We start from the raw sequence: 22,359 nt of genomic DNA, 5'->3' as shown, positions 1-22,359 counted from the left end.
GCTTATCTCGCTTCCGTGACACGCGCACGGACAAAGTTATTGAACAGTACCGCGATCAGCAGCATGACGCCGAGGAAGACGCGGAACCAGTCCGAATTGATATTGGTATAAGTAATGCCGATCTGTACTACGCCAAAGATCAGTGCGCCGAAACAGGCACCGACGACGGAACCATAGCCGCCCGTCAGCAAGGCGCCGCCGATGACGGCCGCGATGATGGCTTCGAATTCCTTTTGCATGCCGCGGTCGGCGGCGGCCGATCCCACATCAAATACTTGTAGCGTGGCAAACAAACAGGCGCAGAAAGCGGTGAAGACAAACAGCGACACCTTGATGGTTTTGACCGGCACGCCGACATTCTTGGCGGCGTTGGCATCACCGCCGACGGCGAAGATCCAGTTGCCGATACGGGTGCGGGCCAGGATGAAGCCCGACACCAGCGCCAGGCCGACCCACCAGACGATGACCTTGGGGATGCCCTTGACCAGCGGTGCGCCATTGTCGAGCGCCGTGATCCAGCCCGCCTTGGCCATCGAGGCGAACAAGGAGGTCCCCACTTCGCCCTGAAACAGGGCCACGGCCAGCCAGTCGTCGGCGGCCAGCGCGCCTATGCCGCTGACGATGGTGCGGTTGGCAAACATGATGGACAGCGCCAGGGTCAGGCCGCGCAGGATGAACAGGAAGGCCAGGGTGACGATAAACGAAGGCAAGCGCGTCTTGATGACCAGGTAACCGTTGAGCCAGCCCAGCGCCATCGACCCGGCAAAGGCGAACACGATGGCAGCCCACACGGGCCAGTGGAAATAGACGGAAGGGATGGCGATCATCATGCCGGCAAAGCCGATCATGGAACCGATCGATAGGTCGAATTCGCCGGCGATCATCAAGACGCAGGCGCCGATGGCGATGATGCCCAGATAGGCTGCCACTTGCGCCCAGTTGATGACGCCATCGAGGTTGAACATGCCGGAGTCGCCAGCCGTCAGGATAAAGAAAGCGAACACCAGGATGGCGCCCGAGATCGAGGCGAATTCCGGGCGGCTGAACAGCCGCTTGAACCAGCTGACCTGCCCCACGCGCTCATCAAAGTGCTGCTTTTGCGGCGACGTGCCAAAGGCAGCCATGCCACCGTGTTCCACGCTTAATTTCACGCTACTCATACTATGTCTCCCTTGTTTTATAGCAACCTGCCTGCCTCGACAGCAATTCCCGGGCGGCAGGGCCCGCGCGCCGGCAAGCAATGCCTGCGCGCGGGGACAACGACCAAGAACACCTATCAAAATCTACTGCGCGTCGCGATTTGCGGTCTCCGATGCTCACTGCCTCGGCGGCCCCGTGCCTTCGCACAGTTCCGCGTCTCAACCACAACTCCCATCCGCTCGCTACGGTTTTGTTAGGTGTTGTAGGGTATTGATGGAATTGAAAAGCGGGGGCTTAACGGAATTGGCCGGCGTATTTCTCTACCTTGCCGATATTGTCCTTGGTGACGTAACCAGGACCGGAACCGATATGGCGCGGACCATACGATGGTGCCAGGCCATACTCTGCCAGGCGCGCCTTGAACTTGGCGTTGTTGATCAGCTTTTCGCGTACCTTGGCCAAGTCCGTGGTCTTGTCCTGATGCATGATGGCCAGCACGGCAACGGGGATGTAGCCCTGCAGGTAGGGTTGCTGGTCGATGGCGAACTGGATGCTGCCATCCTTGATGCCTTTCGAAATTTCATCGGACAGGTCGAATGTGGCGAACCACATCTTGCCCTTCAAGCCCATTTTTTCCAGCGCCTTGAGCGAGGCATGGGCAGAAGTGGGCCCCAGCGCCAGCACGGCCTGAGTTTTCGGGTTGTTGCGCAGGTAGGCGCTCAACTTGCTTTCGATGGTGGTGGGATCTTCGCCCGCATCGAGGGTAGCGGCCTTGAAATCGACGCCGATGGCTTCGGCAAAGCCGCGGCAACGCTCGAACGACGATGGATTGGTCGCGTAGTGATTGACGCAGACGAAAGATTTGATGCCGGCCGCCTTGGCTTTTTCGCCAGCGCCCTTGCCTGCCTCGTATTCAGGCTGGCCCACGTGCATCACGGCGCCCAACTGCTCGCTTTGTGCCAGGGTACCGGAATTGATCGTGACAACCGCAATCTTCTTGGCAGCAACGAGGCCCAGCGGTTTTTGCAGCACGCTGAAGTCGGCGATGCTGACGATCACGCCGTCGTAGTTGCGCGCTGCCGATTGCTCGACCAGGCGCGCCATGTCGGCCAGGTCGCCGTTCGGTGGGTTGCGGTAATCGACAGTGACGTTGAAGTCTTCGCCTGCTTGCTTGACGGAATTTTTGATCGTATTCCACCAGGAATCGGAATCAGGCGCATGGCTGATGAGCACGAATTTCTCGCCTGCCGCGTGGCTGGCGCTCATGCCCAGACCCAGTCCCAGGCCGAGACCGAGCATGGCCAGGCTCTTCAGAAATCGCGTACGCTTATTGCTTTGCATGAATGTCTCCTTGAAGGATTAATTTTTATAGTTGCCAGCTTTTGTCGCGTGTCAGCGGGGAGCTGGAAAAGCGGCAAGCCCCGATGCACTGCGCACAGCTTAGGCCACAAAAAAGACAAATGCAATAAAATTTTCAATATATATTTAAATAGAAAATCATTTCTATTTTTACGATTCAATCCTATAATTCTCGCCAGAACCAGCCGTAGCGCAACTTGATACAGCGTCGCGGCCCAGCAAGCATACGGAGGAAAAAAACATGGCATCTACCGCCCCCATCGAACAACTGATGCAGCACATTGCCGCCGAGTACGACAATCTGTCGCGCCAGTTGAAAGTCATTGCCCAATACATCGAAAAGCACCGCGCCAGTTTGATGCTCGAGCGCATCAGCGACATCGCTAACGCCTGCGACGTGCAGCCGTCCGCCATCGTGCGCTTTGCGCAGCGCTTCGGCTACAGCGGCTTTTCCGAAATGCAAGACGTCTTCCGCCAGGCTTATACGGATCAGGCCGGCGCCACGCCCGACTACCAGCAGCGCATCCGCAAACTCATTTCCACGCGCGACGCCCCACTCAGCGCTGGCGACCTGACGCGCGAATTCGTCGGCGCCAGCCGTGCCGGCCTCGACGACCTGGCCACCAGCCTGGACGACGCGCAGCTGGAAGCGGCCGTCAACCTGCTGCTCAAGGCTGAAAATATTTATGTGATCGGCGTGCGCCGGTCGTTTCCGATCGCCTCCTACATCGCCTACGCGCTCGAACACACGGACAAGCGTGTGCACTTGATTAGCGGACTGGGCGGCATGCACCGCGAACAGATGCGTAGCGTGCGGGCATGCGATGTGGCGATCGCCATCAGTTTCTCGCCTTACGGCAAGGAAACCCAGCAGTGCATCAAGGCGGCGCAAGACAAGGGCGCCAAGGTGCTGGTCATTAGCGACAGCAAGCTCGCGCCGCTCGCGCGGGCCGCCGACGCGCTGTTGACCGTTACCGAGGGCAGCGCCTTCGCCTTCCGCTCGCTCACCAGCACCATCTGCCTGTGCCAGGCGCTGTTCATCGCGCTGGCATACAAATTAGAGCTCGACATCGAAGAAATCCACACCCCAGGAGAACATGATGATTGAAGTAGCGTTGTTCGGCGCCGGACGCATCGGCAAAATCCACGCGGCCAACCTGGCTGCACAAGCCGGCGTGCAGTTCAAGTACGTCGTCGACGTCAACGCGGAAGCGGCCGCCGCGCTGGCCCGCCTGTATGGCGGCAGCAGCGCCAGCGTGGAAACGGCGCTGGCCGACCCGGCCATCAAGGCCGTCGTCATCGCCTCCAGCACGGACACGCACGCGGACCTGATACTGCGCTCGGCCGCCGCCGGCAAGGCCATCTTTTGCGAAAAGCCGGTCGACCTGAGTATCGAGCGGGCGCGCGCCTGCGCCGCCGCCGTCCAGGAAGCGAAGGTCATCTGCATGCTGGGTTTCCAGCGCCGCTATGATCCCACTTTCAATGCCGTCAAGACGCGTCTTGACGCGGGCGAAATCGGCACACCGGAGCTGCTGGTCGTGACCAGCCGCGATCCGGGTCCGCCGCCGGTCAGCTACATCAAGGTTTCGGGCGGCATCTTCAAAGATATGCTGATCCACGATTTCGACATCTTCCGCTGGATACTCGACGATGAAGCCGTCAGCGTACACGCCACGGGCAGCTGCCTGGTCGACCCGGCCATCGGCGCGGCGGGTGATCTGGACACGGCCGTCGTCACCCTGCGCACGGCGAAAGGACGCTTGTGCCAGATCAATGCCTCGCGCCGCGCTGCCTACGGTTACGACCAGCGCTTCGAAGTGCTGGGCAGTGCCGGCATGCTGCAGGCGGGCAACCACAAGCCGACGGAAGTGACGGCCTATGGCGCCGTCAACGTCAGCGTGGACAAGCCGGAAGACTTTTTCCTGGAACGCTACCGCGTGGCCTACGCACAGGAAATGGCGCACTTCTTTGACGCTCTCAGCCACGGCACGCCGCTGCGCACCACCGTCCACGATGGCTTGCAGGCCTTGGCCCTGGCCGAGGCGGCCACGCTGTCGTGGCGCGAGCAGCGCGTGGTCAATCTATAAACCAATAATAAAAATATCTGGAGACAGCATGTCATCGGCAACATTAAAAATCGGCATCGTCGGCCTGGGCCGGCTGGGCCAGCGCCATGCCATCAACCTGGCGCAGCGCGTGCCCAACGCCGCAGTGGTGGCCGCCTGCAGCCCCGTGCCGGAGGAACTGGACTGGGCCGCCAGCACGCTCGGCATCACCAGCGGCTATGCCCACTACGACGCCCTGCTGGCCCATCCGGGCCTCGATGCCGTCTTCCTCGTCACGCCCACCTCGCTGCATGCGCAACAGATCATCGCCGCCCTGCGCGCCGGCAAGCACGTATTTTGCGAAAAACCGCTATCGCTGAACCTGGCCGACTGCCTGCAGGTGGAAGCGGAAGCGGCGCGCCACCCGCAGCTGACCGTCATGATCGGCTTCGTGCGGCGTTTCGATGCCAGCTACCATGACGCGCAGCAAAAGATCGCCCAAGGCTTGATCGGCAAACCATATCTGGTGCGTTCGCAAACCTGCGACCAGAACGACCCCAGCGGTGCCTTCATGCGTTTCGCCCCCACCAGCGGCGGCATTTTCCTCGATTGCAGCGTGCACGATATCGACCTGGCGCGCTGGCTGCTGGGCAATCCCGTTCCCAGGCGCGTGTACGCGAGCGGCACGAATGCCATTCACACAGGCTTGCAGGCGTACGGCGACGTGGATAACGGTCTGGCGACGGTCGAGTTTGCCGATGGCAGCATGGCCAGCTTCATGGCTTCGCGCACCATGGCGCACGGCCATGAAACCCTGACGGAAGTGTTCGGCACGGGCGGACGCCTGGCCGTGGGCAGCCATGCGCGCCTGAACCGCGTGGAAATCTCGGATGCGCATGGCGTACGCAATGAATGCACGCCAGATTTCTATGCCCGCTTCGCCGACGCCTTCCTGATCGAGGCGCAGGCATTTACCGATGCGGCGCTGGGCCGGCGCACCTTGTCATTGAGCTTGCATGACGCGACGCAAGCGACGCGCATCGGCATGGCCATGACGCAAGCGATGCGCGAAGCGCGGCCCGTGGAGCTGTAAGCGGTCAGAGGAAGCAGGCAGCCGGCGCGCGTAACGCCTGCCTGGCTTCCCCTGCCAGGCGCAACCCCATGGCCGCTGCCTCATTGACAGTGGCATGGTGTCGCGTGCACCTGCTGCCACGATGCGACGATGCAAACGACAACGGCCCGCCTGTCAGCTGACAAGCGGGCCGCTTTTTCTATGGCAGCGATGGCTTAGGCGATGCGTTCGCCATTGGCTGGATCAAACAGGGCAGCTTTCGACAGGTTGAACGACAGCTGCATGGTCTGCCCCGGCAGCACCGCTTCGCGCGGATGCGTGCGGCAAGTCACGGCAGCACCGTTCAAGCGCGTCGTCAGCAGGGTATCGGGGCCGGTCGGCTCGACCAGGTCGATCAGGCAGCCCAGTTCCTGGCCCACGTCGCCATGCGCGCTGCTCATGTCCGTGATCTGTTCCGGGCGCACGCCCAGGATCACGTCGCGGCCCGCATAGCTGCGCAGCTTGTCGGCGGCAAATGGCAAGGCCAGGCGCATGCTCTTGCCGGCGTTCTCGATGGCGACAAACACTGCGTTGCCTTCGATGACAGGCTTGACGGTGACGAAATTCATCGACGGCGAGCCGATGAAGCCGGCGACGAACAGATTGGCCGGGTTATCGTAGATTTCCTGCGGCGTACCCAATTGCTGCACCACACCGTCTTTCATGACGGCGATCAGGTCGCCCATGGTCATCGCTTCGATCTGGTCGTGCGTGACGTAGACGATGGTGGCCTTCAGGCGCTGGTGCAGCAGCTTGATCTCGGCGCGCATTTCCACGCGCAGCTTGGCGTCCAGGTTCGACAGCGGTTCGTCGAACAGGAACAGCGAAGGCTTGCGCGAGATGGCGCGGCCCATGGCCACGCGCTGACGCTGGCCACCCGACAGCTGCGCCGGGCGGCGGTCCAGCAAGTGCGTGATTTGCAGCGTTTCGGCGACGCGCGAGACGATTTCTTCCTGCTCCGCCTTCGGCACTTTTTTCACGTTCAGGCCAAACGCGATGTTTTCGCGCACCGTCATCGACGGGTACAGGGCGTAGGACTGGAACACCATGGCGATGTCGCGGTCCTTGGGCGGCAGGTCGTTGACCACCTTGCCGTCGATGAGGATTTCGCCCGAGGTGACGCTTTCCAGGCCGGCTACCATATTGAGCAAGGTCGATTTTCCGGAGCCGGAGCCGCCGACGAGGATCAGGAACTGACCATCCTTGATGTCGATGTCGATGCCCTTGAGCACTTCGACGCCATTCGTGTAGACCTTGCGGATGCTGCGTATCGATAAACTGGACATATTCTTTCCTTAACCTTTGACTGCGCCTGCGGTCAGACCGCGCACAAAATAACGACCTGCGACCAGATAGACCAGCAGGGTCGGCAGTGCGGCAATCACCGCCGCTGCCATGTTGACGTTGTATTCCTTCACGCCCGTGGACGTGTTGACCAGGTTGTTCAAGCCTACCGTGATCGGCTGCGAATCGCCGCTGGCGAAGACGATGCCGAACAGGAAGTCATTCCAGATCTGCGTAAACTGCCAGATGATGCAGACGACAAAAATCGGGCCCGAAATCGGCAGCACGATCTTGCGGAAGATCAGGAAGAAGCCGGCGCCGTCGATACGCGCTGCCTTGATCAGTTCTTCCGGCACGCCGATATAGTAGTTGCGGAAGAACAGGGTCGTGAAGGCCGTGCCGTACACCACGTGCACGAAGACCAGGCCGCTGGTGGTATTGGCCAGGCCAAATTCGCCCAGCAGGCGCGCCATCGGCAAAATCACTACCTGGAAGGGAATGAAGCAGCCCACCAGCAAGGCGGCGAAGACGATTTCCGAACCGCGGAAGCGCCAGTGCGCGAACACATAGCCGTTGAAGGCGCCCAGGAAGGTTGAAATCAACACGGCGGGAATCACCATCTTGATCGAATTCCAGAAGAACGGCTGCATGCCCTCGCAGGTGACGCCGGTACAGGCCGAAGACCAGGCCTTGGACCAGGAGTCGAACTGCCACACGTGCGGCAATGCCAGCAGGTTGCCGCTGCGGATTTCGTCGAGCGACTTGAACGACGTCGACAGGGTCACGTACAGGGGCACGATGTAATATACCGCGAACAGCAGCAGCAGCAGGTATAACACCACCCGACCCAGAGTGAGTTTATGGTTACTTGTAGGAGTGTGTGTCATCTCATCGCCTTTGCGCTGCGCGTTTCCAGGTACATCAGCGGCACGAGCACGGCCACGATGGTGGCCAGCATCATCATGGCCGATGCCGAGCCCAGGCCCAGCTGGCCGCGGGTGAAGGAAAACTGGTACATGAAGATCGCTGGCACGGACGACGAATTGCCAGGTCCGCCAGCTGTCAATGCGATGACCAGGTCGAAACTCTTGATGGCGATATGCGCCAGGATCAGCAGCACGCTGAAGAACACGGGCCGCATGGCAGGAATCACGATGCGCCAGTAGATCGTCGGCAAGGACGCGCCATCGACTTGCGCCGCCTTGATGATTTCATCATCGATGCCGCGCAAGCCCGCCAGGAACAGGGCCATGACAAAGCCAGACGATTGCCATACGCCGGCGATCACCACCGTGTAGATGGCCATGTCGGAGTTCACCAGCCAGTCGAAGGTAAACGAGGTCCAGCCCCAGTCGTGCATGACCTTTTCCAGGCCAAGGCTGGGATTGAGCATCCATTTCCAGGCCGTGCCGGTGACGATGAAAGAGAGCGCCATCGGATACAGGTAAATGGCGCGCAGCGCGCCTTCGGCGCGGATTTTCTGGTCCAGCAGGATCGCCAGGAACAGGCCGATGGCGATACTGCATCCGATGAACAGGACACCAAAGATGCCAAGGTTCTTGAGCGAGGTCCACCAGCGCTCATTGTCGAACAGCTCAACGTATTGCACCAGGCCGGCGAACTCGTAGTTCGGCATCAGCCGCGATTCGGTCAGCGACAGCCAACCGGTCAAAAAGATAAAACCATAGACAAATACCAAGCTGGCGATGAGCGTGGGGCCCAACACCATCTGCGGTATCCATCGGTCGAATTGCTTGCGTATGGACATAGTAGAGCCGTAGAGAGAACTGCGTGTGGCGCCGCCCTGGTCGAACGCCAGGGCGGCGCCTGCGATGCATGCGATGCAGCGGGCGCCGGCGGGAGCACCGGCGCCGTTGTGATTACTTCACCTTTGCCGCTTTGGCCAATGCGACAACCGCGTCTTTCGAGCTCATGTTGGAATTCATGAACTTGGCGATGACGTCGGTCACGGCACCTTGCGTGGCCGATGGCAGCGCCATGCCGTGTGCGAACGATGGCACCAGGCCGCCGCTCTTGTTGGTGGCATCCATGTCTTCCATCGATTTCAGGGCGCAAGCGTCAAACTTGTCCTTGGAAACGCCGGAACGCACAGGGATGGAACCCTTGTTCAGGTTGAAGATCGCCTGGAATTTCGGATTCATGATGGCGTTGGCCAGGGCGATCTGCCCTTTCTTCGCATTCGCATCTTTTTGCGTGAACATGGCAAACGAATCGATGTTGAAGGTGTAGGCCTTGTCCGTGCCAGGAGCTGCCACGCACAGATAATCCTTGCCCGCCACCTTGCCGGCAGCCGTGAATTCGCCCTTGGCCCAGTCACCCATGAACTGGAAGCCGGCCTTGTTGTTGATGACCATGGCGGTCGCGAGGTTCCAGTCGCGGCCTGCTGCATCCTTGTCGATATAGCCCTTTACCTTGCCCAGGGTATCGAACACCTTGAGCATGGTTGCGCCGGTCAATTCCTTCTGGTCCAACTTGAGGAGGGCTTTTTTGTAGAATTCGGTGCCGCCCACGCCCAGCGCGACGGATTCAAACACGGTGGCGTCCTGCCATGGTTGGCCGCCGTGGGCAATGGCGATGCCGCCCGATTTCTTGATCTTTTCGGCTGCCTCGAAGAACGCATCCCAGGTAGTCGGGGTAGTGGCCACGCCGGCTTTTTTCAGCACTTCAGGATTGACCCACATCCAGTTGACGCGGTGGACATTGACCGGTGCGGCAACGTAGTGACCCTTGTATTTCATGATGTCGGCGACCACTTTCGGCAGCACGGCATCCCATTTTCCCTGGATGGCAGCATCATCGATATTGGCCAACACGCCTTCCGCGCCCCACTCCTGGATCGATGGACCCTTGATCTGGGCAGCCGTCGGCGGGTTGCCGGAAATGACGCGGGTTTTCAATGCGGTCGTGGCGTTTTCACCAGCGCCACCAGCGACGGCGAAGTCTTTCCAACCGAAGCCGCTTTCCTTCACGATTTGCTGCAACTGGCCCACGGACTTCGCTTCGCCGCCGGAGGTCCAGTAGTGCAACACTTCCACGTCGGTCGCAAAGGCGCTACCAGCAAATGCCAGGGTGGTCAGTGCGGCCAGTTGGGTAATCTTGAATTTCAGTTTCATCTCCACATTCCTTTTTTGATCAAGCTTTTAGGGGGCTTCGGCATACGCGGGCCGAAAAAGGTGAAAGCTGCGTCTGTGCCGACGCTCTTGTACTCAAGCCCGCTTACAAACGGGCATCATCTTCAGTCAAAAGACGGCGCCGTGATCCATGCCATGCTGACATTGTCTTTATATCACGGTACGGCGCCAAAAACGCATCCGCAAAGGATGCGCCAGGTTGATCTGCATTACAAACATCAATACTGAACAAAACCGTTTGGTTCGGTGCTTAGAACCAAGTTTCCACTTGGAAACCATACGAGGTGCCGCTGGTATTGTTGTTGTAGATCGGGCCGCCATTGTTCGACGCGTTGACCGAAGCGGTAGCGGCATCGTTCCATTTGCCGTACGTGACGAAAGCGCGCAGTTCAGGACGCGACCACAGGCCAGGACCGGCCGAAATCGTCGGGGCGATGGTCAGCTTGGTCAAACGCTTGGCCGGCAGGCCGCCCGCTTGCGTGACACGGTCGGTACCCAGTTCGCCCACCAGCTTGAAGTTGTCGGTGAACGCATACACGGGCCGCACGCCGACCGAAGTCCAGGTCGAGGAACCGGTGGCGTTCGACTCGTCTTTTTGCCACAGGGCGACCAATTCCATGCCGAAGTTGGCCATCGGCTGGATCGCCATATCATTGAAGATGCGCGTGCGCTTGACGTCGGAGCCGAAAGACGTGTCGCCCGAGGCACCGAACTGGCCGTTGCCCGCACCACCGACACCAGGACCGACGCCGTATTGCACGCCGAAGGTGTTGCCGCCGCCAAAGACTTTACCTTGACGGTGGAAGGCCGACAGTTGCCATCCATTATGCTTCTTGCCGTAGAAGTCGTTGTCCTTGCCTTCGGCCGTGATGACGGTGGCGGCCAGGTCCAGCGTGCCGTTTTCGTTGACGGCAATTTCGCCGTAGATGAAGTTCTGGCGCACAGCCGAACGGGTGCCGACGATGGCGCCCGTTTTCGGATCACGCTTGTTGATATCGTTATCCTTGAAGAAGGCATACGAGAATTTACCGGGGCCCGCAGGGATGCGGTCCAGGCCGGCGCCCGTGCCGTTCATGTTGATATATTGCATATCGAGCATGTGGATGTCGGGACGGTAGTAGAAGCGTTTGCCGACCCAGGCCGTGCCGCCGTTCAGGAAATCGAGTCCTTGTGCTTCGACATAAGCCTTGACGATACCGAGCTTGTTGTCGCCGAAATCGGAATTCGGTGCATAGGCGTTGACCCAGATGGTGGCCAGGTAGTTCACGCCGCCGGACTTGGCGACGGACTTGGTGTAGCCGAATTCCGCGTAGGCATCGCACTCATTGCCCAGACGGTATTTCATGGTGTTGCCACCCAGGCCGAAGCAGCCTTGCGAACCGCCGTCGCCCGAGGTATTGCTGCCGGCGCCGGCGCGCAGGTAGCCGTGGAAGCCTTCGGCGTCGGATGGATACATGGGATCGGCGGCAGCGGAACCGCTGGCGATGGCTAAGACGATGGCAGCTGGCAATGTTTTCAATACGGCCTTCAGCATGGTGCGATGCAGCATGGTAAGTCTCCTCAGTAGTTATTTTTTATCTAGTCATTCTTGGCCGAATGGACTGGCCAGAATTCTTTCCAGCAGGGACATAGTAACTATACTACGAACAAATATCAACATATTATGTTGTAATCCTACGACTAGTCTGCGACACTTTATTTGCGTAACGACAAGCGAGTTCAAGCCCGGTTTTTCCCGCTGGCGCCACCCCATCAGGCACGATGGAAAGGCATTTGCGCGGGCACCCTGCTTTTTTCGGCACGCGGCACGTATACGAATTAAAATCCTTGGTTTTTGCCCATAACGACAGTGCGCCGCCACGACAGCGCACGCAAACGAGACAAAGCAGCGCCATGAAAATTGATGAGAAAATTGAAGTAGCAGGCAGCGATCCGGCGGAGCGTTTCAGTGACGGGCCGCGCCTGCTGGCAGACATCGGCGGCACCAATGCCCGCTTCGTGCTCGAAACGCGCCAGGGCCACCTGGAAGCGGTAGCGGTGCTGCCCTGCGACGACTACGCTTCGCTGCTCGACGCCATCACCGCCTACATGGCTAGCAGCGAGGCGCGCGCCGCCGGTTCGGCGCGCGTGCGCCATGCGGCCATCGCCATCGCCAATCCTATCGACGACGACAATATCCGCATGATGAACCATCACTGGTTCTTCTCGATCGAGGCGATGCGCGCCGCGCTGGGCCTCGACACGCTCTTGGTAGTGAACGACTTCACGGCGCTGGCCATGGCCCTGCCGTATCTGCGGTCCGACCAGCGCCTGCAGATCGGCGGCGGCATGGCGCGCGCCGATAGCGTCATCGGCCTGCTCGGCTCGGGCACCGGCCTGGGCGTGTCGGGCATGATCCCCGCCGAAGATCGCTGGATCGCACTCGGTAGCGAAGGCGGCCACGTCAGCTTCGCCCCTTGCGACGAGCGCGAGATGAATGTGCTGTCCTTCGCCTGGCGCGAACTGTCGCACGTTTCAGCCGAGCGCCTCGCCTCCGGGCGCGGGCTGGAACTGATCTACCGCGCCCTGTCCGAGCGCGCCGGCAAGCCCGATGCGCCGCCGCTGCTGGCGGCCGACATCACCAGCGGCGCCCTGAACAATGAATGCGACGTGTGCCTGGAAGCGGTGGACTGCTTTTGCGCCATCCTCGGCTCCATCGCTGGCAACGTCGCCATGACACTCGGTGCGCTGGGCGGTATCTATATAGGCGGAGGCATCGTGCCGCGCCTTGGTCACCTATTCGAACAGTCGCAGTTCCGCGCCCGCTTCGAGCAAAAGGGCCGCCTGAACGACTACCTGGCACAGATCCCCACCTTCTTGATCACGGCCGAACTGCCCACGTTCCTGGGCATCGCTGCCATCCTCTCGCAAAAGCTCAAGCGCGCCCATTCCGGTGCGCCCGTGCTCGAATCGGTGCGCCAGGCGCGCGTGCGCATGAGCCCATCGGAATGCAAGGTGGCCGACTGGGTACTCAAAGAGCCGAACGCCATGCTGACCCTGCCGATCGCCGAGATCGCCCAACGGGTCGGCGTCAGCCAGCCCACGGTGATGCGCTTTTGCCGCTCGATCGGGGTGCAGGGCCTGGCCGATTTCAAATTGAAGCTCGCCTCCGGCCTGACGGGTGGCGCCATCACGGTGGCGCACTGCCACGTGGAGATCTCGGACTCTGACGCCGAACTGGCGCGCAAGGTGCTGGGCAATAACGCCTCGGCCGCGCTGGCCCTGCGCGACATGCTCGACGTGAAGGCACTGACAGCGGCCATTGAACTGCTGCGCGGCGCGCAGCGCGTAGAATTGCTGGCCGTGGGCAGCGCCCGCGTGGTGGCCGACGACATGCAGCAAAAGCTGCTCAACCTGGGCATCGTCAGCAGCTTCTTTGCCGATCCGCAGGCGCAGGAAATGAGCGCGGCCATGCTCAAGCCGGGCGACGTTGCGCTGGTCATTTCCCGTTCGGGCACCCTGCCCGACCTGCTGCACACCGTCAAGGTAGCGCAGGGCTGCGGCGCGCGCGTGCTGGCCATTACAGCCAGCGGTTCGCCACTGGCCAGGCTGGCCGACGTGCTGCTGACCCTGAACCACCCGGAAGGCAACCTCAATTTTGTGCCCATGATCGTGCGCCTGCTGCAGCTGATGATGCTCGATATCTTGTCGGTGGGACTGGCGCGGCGCGACACGGCGCAGCGCACCAGCGCTACTGAACTGGAAGCAGGACAATTGCACGGCATGCGCATCAGCGGCAAGCTGAAATTCGGTGGACATCTCGAATAAGGCGGCGCACGCCGCCCCCGCCTCCTCCGACCCCGCCAGCGGCGCCACCGTGCACGACGTGGCGCGCCTGGCCGGCGTGTCGGCCATGACGGTTTCGCGCGTGATCAACGGGCGCGCCAGCGTCAGCGCGGCCACGCGCGACAAGGTCGCGGCGGCGATCGCCAGCCTGCGCTACCAGCCCAACCTGGCGGCCAGGGCGGCCCGCACGGGCACCCTGCGCATCGGCCTGCTATACAGCAACCCCAGTGCGGCCTTCCTCAGCGAATTCCTGGTCGGCGCGATGGATCAGTGTCGCCAGAGCGGCGGCCAACTGCTGCTCGAGCGCTGCGACGACCTCGATAGCCAGCGCGCCGGCATTAGCTGCCTGGTGGCCGCTGGCGTGGACGGCATCCTGGTGCCACCACCCCTGTGCGATTCGCCCGCAGTGCTGGCGCAGCTCAATCAAATGGGCATCCCGGCCATCGCCGTCGCCACGGCGCGCCCCTCGCCCGACGTGTCGGCAGTACGCATCGACGACTATGAGGGCGCGCTGGCCATGACGCGCTATCTGCTTGCGCTGGGCCACCGCGACATCGGCTTCATCGAAGGCGATCCGGCGCACACGCCCGCCCTGCTGCGCCGCCAAGCGTTCGAACACGCCATGCGCGAAGCGGGCTTGCCGGTACCGCCGCACAGGGTGGCGCAAGGTTATTTCACGTATCGTTCGGGACTCGATGCAGCGCGCCAGCTATTGGCGCAGCAACCGCAACCGAGCGCTATTTTCGCCAGCAACGACGACATGGCAGCGGCCACCCTGGCCGTGGCGCACGGCATGGGCTTGCAGATACCGCAGGACTTGAGCGTGTGCGGCTTCGACGATACACCGGTCGCTACCACCGTCTGGCCGGAGCTGAGCACGATCCACCAGCCTATCGCCGACATGGCGCGCGCCGCCGTCAATCTCGTCATCGACGAGATACGCCAGCGCCGCGCGGGAGAAGCGGCGCCCGCCACGCATCGCCTGCTGGAATTTACGCTGATGGAGCGGGCATCGTCGGGGCCATGGCGCCCCCGCTAAGCAGCCGCTAACGCACCACCGTGTGCTGCGCCAGCGACTCCACCAGCTCCACCGACGGCGGCGCGGCGCCGGCGGCCAGGCAAGCGCCAGCGCCGGCCGCGACGGCGAAGCGCAAGTGCTGGCCGCCGTCAGCATCGGGCCGGCACATCAGGCTGTATAGCAAGCCGCCAATGCTGGCGTCGCCCGCCCCTACCGAATCGACGACCTCGATGACGGGCGGTGCCGCCTGCCATGTCTGTTCGCCCTGGACCAGGGCCGCCCCCTGTGCGCCGCGCGTATACAAATACGTGGCGTGCCGATTCCAGCTGCGCAGTGTGGCAAACGCGCCATCGATGTCGTCATGGCGGAACAGGCCCGCCAGGTCTTCGTCCGACACTTTGACGACGTCGGCCAGTTCCACCATGCAACGCAAGGTGGCGTCGTAGCGCTCATCCATCAGGGTGCGGAAATTCGGGTCGTAGCTGATGTTCACGCCAGCGGCCTTCAATGTCCGCGCCAGCGCCACCAGCTTGCCCGCCAGCGGTTCGCGCGCCAGGCTGATGCCGCCGAAATGCACCCATTGCACCGCCTGCATCCAGCCGGCAGGCAAGAGCGCGGCGTCGAAATGCAGGTCGGCGCTGTCGTCACCGATGAAGTAATAGCTGGGCGGATGCAGTTCATGCACGATGGCCAGCAGCGGCGACTTCGCATGACGCTGCAAAAAACGCATGTCCAGGCCCGCCGAGTCGGTGGCAGCGGCCAGCGCATCGCCGAAGACGTCGAGACTGACGGCGCCGGCAAAGGCGCTGGGCAGGCCCAGGCGCGCCATCACGCGCGCCACATTCCAGGTCGAGCCGCCCACCTGGCTGCTCCAGGCGTGCGCGCCCGTGCGCAGCATATCCGTCAGCGCTTCGCCGGCCGACACAAAACGTGGCAAATGCACGGCGTTCATGCGGCACCGCCAAGCACGTTCAACACTTCATAGCAAGCGCCCATGGTGTGGTAATCGACCTTGCCAGCCGGGCTTTTATGCGCGCTGATCTTGCCGTTCTCGGGCGTTAAAATGCGATACCAGGCGCCGTGCTCATGGTCGACAAAATGCGTCCAGCTGTAATCCCATATCTTGTCGTAGCTGCGCCAATAGGCGTCGTCGCCGGTGCGCGCGGCCAGCACGGCGGCGGCGGCGAAGCTTTCCGCCTGCACCCAGAAGTATTTGTCGCCGTCGCAGATTTCATCGTGCGGACCGAAACCGTAGTGGATGCCGCCATGTGCGCTGTCCCAGGCCTTGGCCAGTGCCATGTCGTACAGGGCGCGCGCGCGCGGCAGCAGCCATTCGGACGGGCCGGCCAAGAATGTCGCGTGGCGCTCCATGATCAGCAGCAGCTTGGCCCACTCCGTGAAGTGGCCGGGCTGGTAACCCCAGGGGCGAAAGATATTGCTCTTGTCGTGCAGGTTGTAGTCCCAGTCAATCGACCAGTCGGGTTGGTAGTGTTCCCAGATCATGCCATTGGCCAGGGCCGCCTGACGCACGCAGATGTTGTGTGCCAGTGTCTCCGCGCGATGCAGGTAGCGCGCCTCACCGGTCGCTTCAAACGCGGCCAGCATGGCTTCGCAGGCGTGCATATTGGCGTTCTGGCCGCGGTAGCCGTCCAGTGTGGCCCAGTCGGCGCTGGCCACGTCCGCATACAGGCCGTGCTCGGGTAGCCAGAAGCGCTGCTCCATCAGTTCAAACGTCTCGTCCAGATAAGCGCGCGCTTCCTGCATCCCCGCCTGCAAGGCGTGTGCATACGCGAGCAGCACGAAGGCCAGGCCGTAGCATTGGTTGGCGCCGTCTTCCACCGTCTTGACGCCGTCTTGCCATTTGAGTTGCCAGGCATAGCCACCCGTAAGCGGGTCGCGGTGCACGTCGCGCAGGAAGGCCACGCCGTGGCGCAGCGCCGCCTGGTAATCGTTATCGCCGAAATGGCGGTAAGCCATGGCGTAATTGAAGATGAAGCGCGTGCTGCTGACCAGGTGGCGGGTGCTGGCATCGTACACCGTGCCATCATCGAGGAAGAAGTGATAAAAGCCGCCGCTCGCATCGAGGGCGCGCGGGTGGTAAAAATGCATCGTGTGCAAGATGTGCTTTTCGAGCGTTTCCCTGGAGCGAAAATTAGGATGCATGATGGTCTCATTATATTGTTATCGATAACAATCATCATAGCATGGCGTCCCCACGCCGTCATACCCAGTCAGGGTGGCTCGGCCAGCCGGTGCTTTTCACGCCACAGCGCCAGCTGTAACGGCTGCACTGCAGGCGATGTTTGACACGGCACTTCCGAAGGCTTACATTGCACGAGCCCATCACTGACACAGGAGTAGCATGCATCGCTTCTCGAAAACCGCCTTGAGCTTGCTCGTCGCCCTCGCCACCAGCGCTGCCGCCAGCGCCGCAGACACCACGCTGACAGGCTGCGCCGCCAAGCGCGACAGCATCCGCAGCCAATTACACCAGGCGCAGCAACAAGGCTTGTCCGACAAGGTCGCTGGCCTCACGCGCGCGCTCGCTGAAGTCAACGCTCGTTGCAGCGACACGGTGCTGGTCGAGCGTCACAACAAGAAGGTACTGAAGGCGCAGGCGAAGCTGAACCAGACGGAGCGTTCGCTGCGCCTGGCCCAGGAAGCCAATAAAGAGCCGAAGAAAATCGCCAAGCTGGAAGGCAAGCTGGAAAAGGCCAAGGCGGAACTGGCCGCCTTGCAAGCGCAACAGCCTTAAGCGGCGTCACCGAGCGACGGATCAGTGCTGGAAGCGTCCAGCGCACCCGAGCCAGTCTTGCCGCGCAAGCCATACAGATTGCGCGACAGGCTGCCGATCGGCGCCCCTTATTTCATCGAAATGGTGGTATTGATGCCGCTGCCGCCATCGTCAGGAGCGAACCAGCGCGCCGTGACGGTCTTGGTTTGCGTCCAGAAGTACAAGGCTTGCTTGCCGTTCGGCCCCAGGTCGCCCAGTTTCGAGGCGCGCGAGCCGGTGAAGCTGAAGTAGGCCACGGGCACGGGGATGGCCACGTTGATGCCCACCTGGCCGACGTCGATCTCGTTCTGGAATTTGCGCCCCGCCCAGCCGGAAGAGGTGAAGATCGAGGTGCCATTGCCGTTCGGGTTGGCGTTGATAAAAGCGATGGCCTGGTCCAGCGTATCGGTCTCGACGACGCACATGGCGGGGCCGAAAATCTCTTGCGTGTAGACCGAGTTCGATGCTGCCACGTTCGCAAAAATCGTCGGCCCCATGAAGTTGCCGCCCTCGTAGCCGGCCACCTTGAGGCCACGGCCATCGAGCAGCAGCTGCGCACCTTCATCCACGCCCGCCTGTATCAGTTTTTCCGCGCGCTGCATGGCCGCTTTCGACACCATTGGGCCCAGGTCGGCCGTGCGGTCGCTGCCCGGCCCCACTTTCAGCGCTTGCGAACGGGCGACGATCTCGGGCAGCCAGGCGCGCGCCTGGCCCACCAGCACCACCACGGAATTGGCCATGCAGCGCTGGCCGGCTGCGCCGAACGCCGCGCCGATCAGATTATTGATCGCTTGCTCCTTGTTGGCGTCGGCCAGCACCACGCAATGGTTTTTCGCGCCCATCATCGATTGCGCGCGCTTGCCCGATTCGCTGGCGCGACGGTACACATGCGTGCCCACATGGGTCGAGCCGATGAAGGATACGGCCTTGATGTCGGGATGGTCGCACAGCATGTTGACGACATCGGCGCCACCATGCACGACGTTCAGCACGCCGGCCGGCAAACCCGCCTGATACATCAGTTCGACCAGGTACATCGTCGATGATGGATCTTGCTCCGATGGTTTCAGCACGAAGGTATTGCCGCAGGCGATAGCAATCGGGAACATGAAGCACGGCAGCATGACGGGGAAGTTGAAGGCCGTGATGCCGGCGCCCACGCCCAGCGGCTGGTAAATATTGTAGACATCGACACCCGTGGCCGCGTTTTCCGCAATTTCTCCCAGCTGCAGGGTGGCGATCGAGCACGCGTGCTCCACCACTTCCAGGCCGCGCATGACTTCCCCTTCCGCGTCGGGCAAGGTCTTGCCATGCTCACGCGTGATCAGCGCGGCCAGCGCACCGATGTTTTCGCGGATCAGGTGCTGGTATTTGAGCATGATGCGCATGCGCGCGGCCAGCGGGGTATTGCGCCAGGTGTTAAAGGCTTCCTTGGCGGTGGCGACGGCCAGCTTGACTTCGTCCGGCGTGGAAAACGGCACCCTGGCGACGATTTCCTGCGTCGCCGGGTTGACGACGTCGCGCCACTCGGTGCTCGATGATGCGTGATGCTGGCCGCCGATGTGCAGGGCGATGGCGGGGACTGAGGTGAGGGCTTGGTTCATGGTTTGCTCCGGGTGTGCGATATTCATAGGGTGTGGCTGAGCAAATGAGTACTGGGGTCAGACCCGCCGGGGGAATTTCCCCCAGTGGGGGAAATTCCGGTTCCGAAGGAACTGACCCTGGCCCTCTGCTGCTCAGCCAAAAATTATTTCTTGACCAAGTTGCACGCGGCCGCATCCATAGTCTTGAAGGCTTGCTCGGCGGGGATGGTCGACAGCACTTTCAGGTAATCCCAAGCCCCCTTCGATTCGGCCGGGGTCTTCACCTGCACCAAATACATGTCGTGGATGACGCGGCCGTCGGGGCGGATCGAGGCGTTGTTCATCACAAAATCCGTGATGGGCAGCTCGCGCATTTTCTGGCCCACGAGCTTGGCATCGTCGCTCTTCGCCGCCGCCACCGATTTCAGGTAGTGGTAGACGCTGGAATACACGCCCGCCTGCACCATGGTCGGCTTGGCGCCCTTGTTGAGTGCCTCGAAGCGCTTGGCGAAGGCACGGCTGCGCTCATCGTAATCCCAGTAAAAGCCGTCCGCATAGACCAGGCCCTGCGCCGTTTCCAGCCCCAGCGCATGCACGTCGGAGAGAAATACCAGCAAGGCGGCCAGGCGCTGGTCCTTGCCGCTGCCGATGTGGAACTCGCGCGCCTGTTTGATGGCCGATACCGTGTCGGCGCCACCATTGGCCAGGCCGATCACCTGCGCTTTCGAGCCTTGCGCCTGCACCAGGAAGGACGAGAAGTCAGAGGCGTTGAGCGGATGGCGCACAGCGCCCAGCAGCGTGCCGCCATGGCGCTTGACGACTTCGCTCGCATCCTTTTCCAGCGAATGGCCGAAGGCGTAATCGACGGTGACGAAGTACCAGGATTTTTGCCCCAATTTGGTCAGCGCCGCCGCCGTGCCAGCGGCCTGCGAATAGGTGTCGAACATCCAGTGAAAACCGTTTGGCGAGCAGTCTTCATTCGTCAATCGCGTGGTGGCGGGGCCGCTGAACATGGCGATGCCACCCTTCTCTTTCATCAGCTTTTGCACCGACAGCGCCACCGAGGAATTGGTCAGATCGGCGATGGCGTCGACCTTGTCGCGGTCTATCCACTCGCGCGCCTTGGAGGCGGCGATATCGGCCTTGTTCAAATGGTCGGCCGAGACGATTTCGATCTTCATGCCCTTGCATTCGGCCTTCAGGCAATCCTCGACGGCCATCTGGCTGGCAACGACGGAGCCGCGCCCGCCCATGGCCGAATACGGGCCGGACATGTCGGTCAGGATGCCGACCTTGACGACGCCATCGGAAATCTGCGCTTGCGCGCCGCCAAATGCGAGGCAAAGCGCCAGCGCGCCCATGGCCAGAACGGGTTTTTTCATGCGTGTCTCCAGGTGGATGGATATTTATAGGTATCGACGCATTCTGCATGTGTAAAAATATGCACTCAAGTGAAATTAATGCGTAATTCCTTTGCAAAAATGCACAAAGGATTGCTGCCATGCTCGATTGGGACAATGTAAGAGTCTTCCTGGAACTGACGCGCAGCGCCGGCCTCGTCGATGCGGCGAAAAAACTCGGCATCGACCATTCCACCGTGTCGCGGCGCATGCGCAAGTTCGAAGAGCAGGTGGGTACGCAGCTGTTCGATCGCAATTACGTGGGCTACCAGCTGACGCCGGAAGGCCACCGCCTGATGGAATATGCGGAAAGCATGGAAAGCACGGTGTTTGCCGCCACCGAGGAGCTGGGAGAACACAACCGATTGCTCTCGGGGCAAGTGCGCCTGGGCGCCACGGAAGGCTTCGGCGCCATCGTGCTGGCGCCCCACCTGGCACAGTTTTGTGGGCACTACCCGCACATCAGCGTGGACTTGATCGCCGTGCCGCGTTTCGTCAGCCTGTCCAAACGCGAGGCCGATGTGGCCATTTCCATCGAGCGCCCGCTCTCTGGCCCGTATGTCGCGACGAAGCTGTCCGACTACCGCTTGAAACTGTACGCCACCCCAAGCTACCTGGCGCGCCACGCCCCCATTACCAGCGTGGCGCAACTGGCGCAGCACGCCATCATCGGCTACGTCGATGACCTGGTCTTCAGCGCCGAGCTGCGCTACATGGACAATGTGGCACCCGATTCCCTGCGCGCGTTTCGCAGCACCAGCGTGATCGCCCAGTACCACGCGGCGCGCGCGGGCCAGGCACTGGCGATTCTGCCCTGCTTCGTGGCCCAGCAGTCCAATGAACTGGTGGCCGTGCTCGACGGCGAGATCGATTTGTTGCGCGCCTTCTGGATGATTTCACCTAGCGAGCGGCGCAACATCGCGCGCGTCAGCGCCCTGTGGAACTATCTGCGTGGCGCCATCGAACTCAATCACGCCTATCTGATGGGCGAAACGAGCTCGCCCAGCTGGCCAAGCTGACTGCACGCTACACTGTCGCCATCGACTCACTCAAGGACTATGCCATGCTGATGAATGCAAGCCAGGCCGTACTGCTCATCGTCGACCTGCAAGGCCGGTTGATGCCAGCCATCCACGATGCCGGCCTGGTGCTGGCGCAAAACCTGCGCCTGGCACACATCGCGCGGCTGCTCGACGTGCCCGTGCTGGGCACGGAGCAAAACCGCCAGGGGTTGGGGCCGAACGTCGAGGAAATCGCGGCCCTGTGCCAGCAAACCTTGCACAAGACGCATTTCGGCGCCTGTGCCGATGGCTTGCAAGCCATCCTGCCGCCCGGACGAAAACAGATCGTCGTCACGGGCTGCGAAGCCCATGTGTGCATGCTGCAGACGGCCATCGGCTTGCTGGAGCTGGGCTATGAAGTAATCATCGCCATCGACGCCGTCGGTTCGCGCCAGGCTGCCAGCCGCGACGCCGCGCTGGCGCGCCTGGACAAGCTGGGCGCGCACCTGGTGACGGTAGAAATGCTGGCCTTTGAATGGCTGCGCGACTGCAAGCACCCGCGCTTTCGCGAGGTATTGGCGCTGATCAAATAGCCACTCCTTTACGCAAGATCAAGCCCGACGACTATGCATTGGCTAACTTGGTAACAGCGCCGCCATGGTGAGCGG

Annotated in this window: 19 protein-coding genes; 8 read left to right on the top strand and 11 right to left on the bottom strand. The window is 61.6% G+C overall.

From position 1 onward, the window contains the following. Positions 1-2 precede the first annotated feature (2 nt). A complete protein-coding gene (locus tag H4V96_RS08820; RefSeq protein WP_280721180.1) occupies positions 3-1,124 on the bottom strand; it encodes an ABC transporter permease in 1,122 nt (373 codons plus the stop codon). Between the two features lie 310 nt (positions 1,125-1,434). Then, positions 1,435-2,439, bottom strand: coding sequence for a sugar ABC transporter substrate-binding protein (locus H4V96_RS08815; protein ID WP_043461605.1), 1,005 nt, complete (start codon positions 2,437-2,439; stop codon positions 1,435-1,437). Between the two features lie 301 nt (positions 2,440-2,740). Between H4V96_RS08815 and H4V96_RS08810 the strand changes: the two genes are divergently transcribed. Genes H4V96_RS08810 through H4V96_RS08800 form a run of 3 tightly spaced genes read left to right on the top strand, consistent with a single transcriptional unit; the run spans position 2,741 to position 5,637 of the window. Next, on the top strand, positions 2,741-3,607 hold the full coding sequence (locus H4V96_RS08810; RefSeq protein ID WP_010397334.1) for a MurR/RpiR family transcriptional regulator: 867 nt from the start codon (positions 2,741-2,743) through the stop codon (positions 3,605-3,607). After that, the gene (gene iolG / locus H4V96_RS08805; RefSeq protein ID WP_196855514.1) at positions 3,600-4,586 is read left to right on the top strand and encodes an inositol 2-dehydrogenase; all 987 of its coding nucleotides are present in this window, start codon (positions 3,600-3,602) and stop codon (positions 4,584-4,586) included. Before H4V96_RS08810 ends, iolG begins: the two co-directional genes overlap by 8 nt. A 28-nt stretch (positions 4,587-4,614) precedes the next feature. Then, positions 4,615-5,637 (top strand): Gfo/Idh/MocA family oxidoreductase, encoded by a 1,023-nt coding sequence (locus H4V96_RS08800; RefSeq protein ID WP_010397330.1) that lies wholly within the window; start codon positions 4,615-4,617, stop codon positions 5,635-5,637. 194 nt (positions 5,638-5,831) lie between these two features. On the opposite strand, the gene ugpC is transcribed toward H4V96_RS08800, so the two are convergent. The 5 genes from ugpC to H4V96_RS08775 form a co-directional block, all read right to left on the bottom strand. Beyond that, positions 5,832-6,941, bottom strand: a complete 1,110-nt coding sequence (ugpC, locus tag H4V96_RS08795; RefSeq protein WP_010397327.1) for a sn-glycerol-3-phosphate ABC transporter ATP-binding protein UgpC — start codon at positions 6,939-6,941, stop codon at positions 5,832-5,834. 9 nt (positions 6,942-6,950) lie between these two features. After that, entirely contained in the window at positions 6,951-7,826 is an 876-nt protein-coding gene (locus H4V96_RS08790; protein ID WP_043461406.1) for a carbohydrate ABC transporter permease, read from the bottom strand. Beyond that, positions 7,823-8,707: a sugar ABC transporter permease gene (locus tag H4V96_RS08785; protein WP_010397323.1), complete on the bottom strand. Its 885-nt coding sequence runs from the start codon at positions 8,705-8,707 to the stop codon at positions 7,823-7,825. The genes H4V96_RS08790 and H4V96_RS08785 overlap by 4 nt, the downstream gene beginning before the upstream one ends. 112 nt (positions 8,708-8,819) lie before the next feature. Further along, the gene (locus H4V96_RS08780; protein ID WP_196855503.1) at positions 8,820-10,073 is read right to left on the bottom strand and encodes an ABC transporter substrate-binding protein; all 1,254 of its coding nucleotides are present in this window, start codon (positions 10,071-10,073) and stop codon (positions 8,820-8,822) included. A gap of 268 nt (positions 10,074-10,341) precedes the next feature. After that, a complete protein-coding gene (locus H4V96_RS08775; protein WP_082261129.1) occupies positions 10,342-11,640 on the bottom strand; it encodes a carbohydrate porin in 1,299 nt (432 codons plus the stop codon). A 344-nt stretch (positions 11,641-11,984) separates the two neighbouring features. On the opposite strand from H4V96_RS08775, the gene H4V96_RS08770 reads away from it, so the two are divergent. Both H4V96_RS08770 and H4V96_RS08765 read left to right on the top strand, forming a co-directional pair. Continuing rightward, entirely contained in the window at positions 11,985-13,898 is a 1,914-nt protein-coding gene (locus H4V96_RS08770; RefSeq protein ID WP_196857004.1) for a glucokinase, read from the top strand. Further along, positions 13,882-14,955, top strand: a complete 1,074-nt coding sequence (locus tag H4V96_RS08765; RefSeq protein WP_196857003.1) for a LacI family DNA-binding transcriptional regulator — start codon at positions 13,882-13,884, stop codon at positions 14,953-14,955. Before H4V96_RS08770 ends, H4V96_RS08765 begins: the two co-directional genes overlap by 17 nt. 7 nt (positions 14,956-14,962) lie before the next feature. Here H4V96_RS08765 and H4V96_RS08760 read toward each other — a convergent pair whose 3' ends face one another. Beyond that, entirely contained in the window at positions 14,963-15,886 is a 924-nt protein-coding gene (locus H4V96_RS08760; protein ID WP_196857002.1) for a carbohydrate kinase, read from the bottom strand. Next, positions 15,883-17,097, bottom strand: a complete 1,215-nt coding sequence (locus tag H4V96_RS08755; protein ID WP_196857001.1) for an AGE family epimerase/isomerase — start codon at positions 17,095-17,097, stop codon at positions 15,883-15,885. The genes H4V96_RS08760 and H4V96_RS08755 overlap by 4 nt, the downstream gene beginning before the upstream one ends. Positions 17,098-17,296: 199 nt before the next feature. On the opposite strand from H4V96_RS08755, the gene H4V96_RS08750 reads away from it, so the two are divergent. Beyond that, the gene (locus H4V96_RS08750; RefSeq protein ID WP_196857000.1) at positions 17,297-17,689 is read left to right on the top strand and encodes a DUF1090 family protein; all 393 of its coding nucleotides are present in this window, start codon (positions 17,297-17,299) and stop codon (positions 17,687-17,689) included. Positions 17,690-17,796: 107 nt separating this feature from the next. Here the strand turns inward: H4V96_RS08750 and H4V96_RS08745 are convergent, their stop codons facing one another. Both H4V96_RS08745 and H4V96_RS08740 read right to left on the bottom strand, forming a co-directional pair. Then, entirely contained in the window at positions 17,797-19,311 is a 1,515-nt protein-coding gene (locus tag H4V96_RS08745; RefSeq protein ID WP_196856999.1) for a CoA-acylating methylmalonate-semialdehyde dehydrogenase, read from the bottom strand. A 143-nt stretch (positions 19,312-19,454) separates the two neighbouring features. After that, positions 19,455-20,672, bottom strand: coding sequence for an ABC transporter substrate-binding protein (locus tag H4V96_RS08740; protein ID WP_280720871.1), 1,218 nt, complete (start codon positions 20,670-20,672; stop codon positions 19,455-19,457). 119 nt (positions 20,673-20,791) lie between these two features. Between H4V96_RS08740 and H4V96_RS08735 the strand changes: the two genes are divergently transcribed. Together H4V96_RS08735 and H4V96_RS08730 are read left to right on the top strand one after the other, a co-directional pair. Then, a complete protein-coding gene (locus tag H4V96_RS08735; protein WP_280720870.1) occupies positions 20,792-21,709 on the top strand; it encodes a LysR family transcriptional regulator in 918 nt (305 codons plus the stop codon). 44 nt (positions 21,710-21,753) lie between these two features. Then, on the top strand, positions 21,754-22,284 hold the full coding sequence (locus tag H4V96_RS08730; protein ID WP_196856997.1) for an isochorismatase family protein: 531 nt from the start codon (positions 21,754-21,756) through the stop codon (positions 22,282-22,284). Positions 22,285-22,359 lie beyond the last annotated feature (75 nt).

This window comes from Janthinobacterium sp. CG_23.4 (genome assembly GCF_029892305.1).
Lineage (GTDB): Bacteria > Pseudomonadota > Gammaproteobacteria > Burkholderiales > Burkholderiaceae_D > Janthinobacterium > Janthinobacterium lividum_D.
Note: the sequence above shows the minus strand (reverse complement) of the source record. Positions and strands in the feature narration are given on the sequence as shown.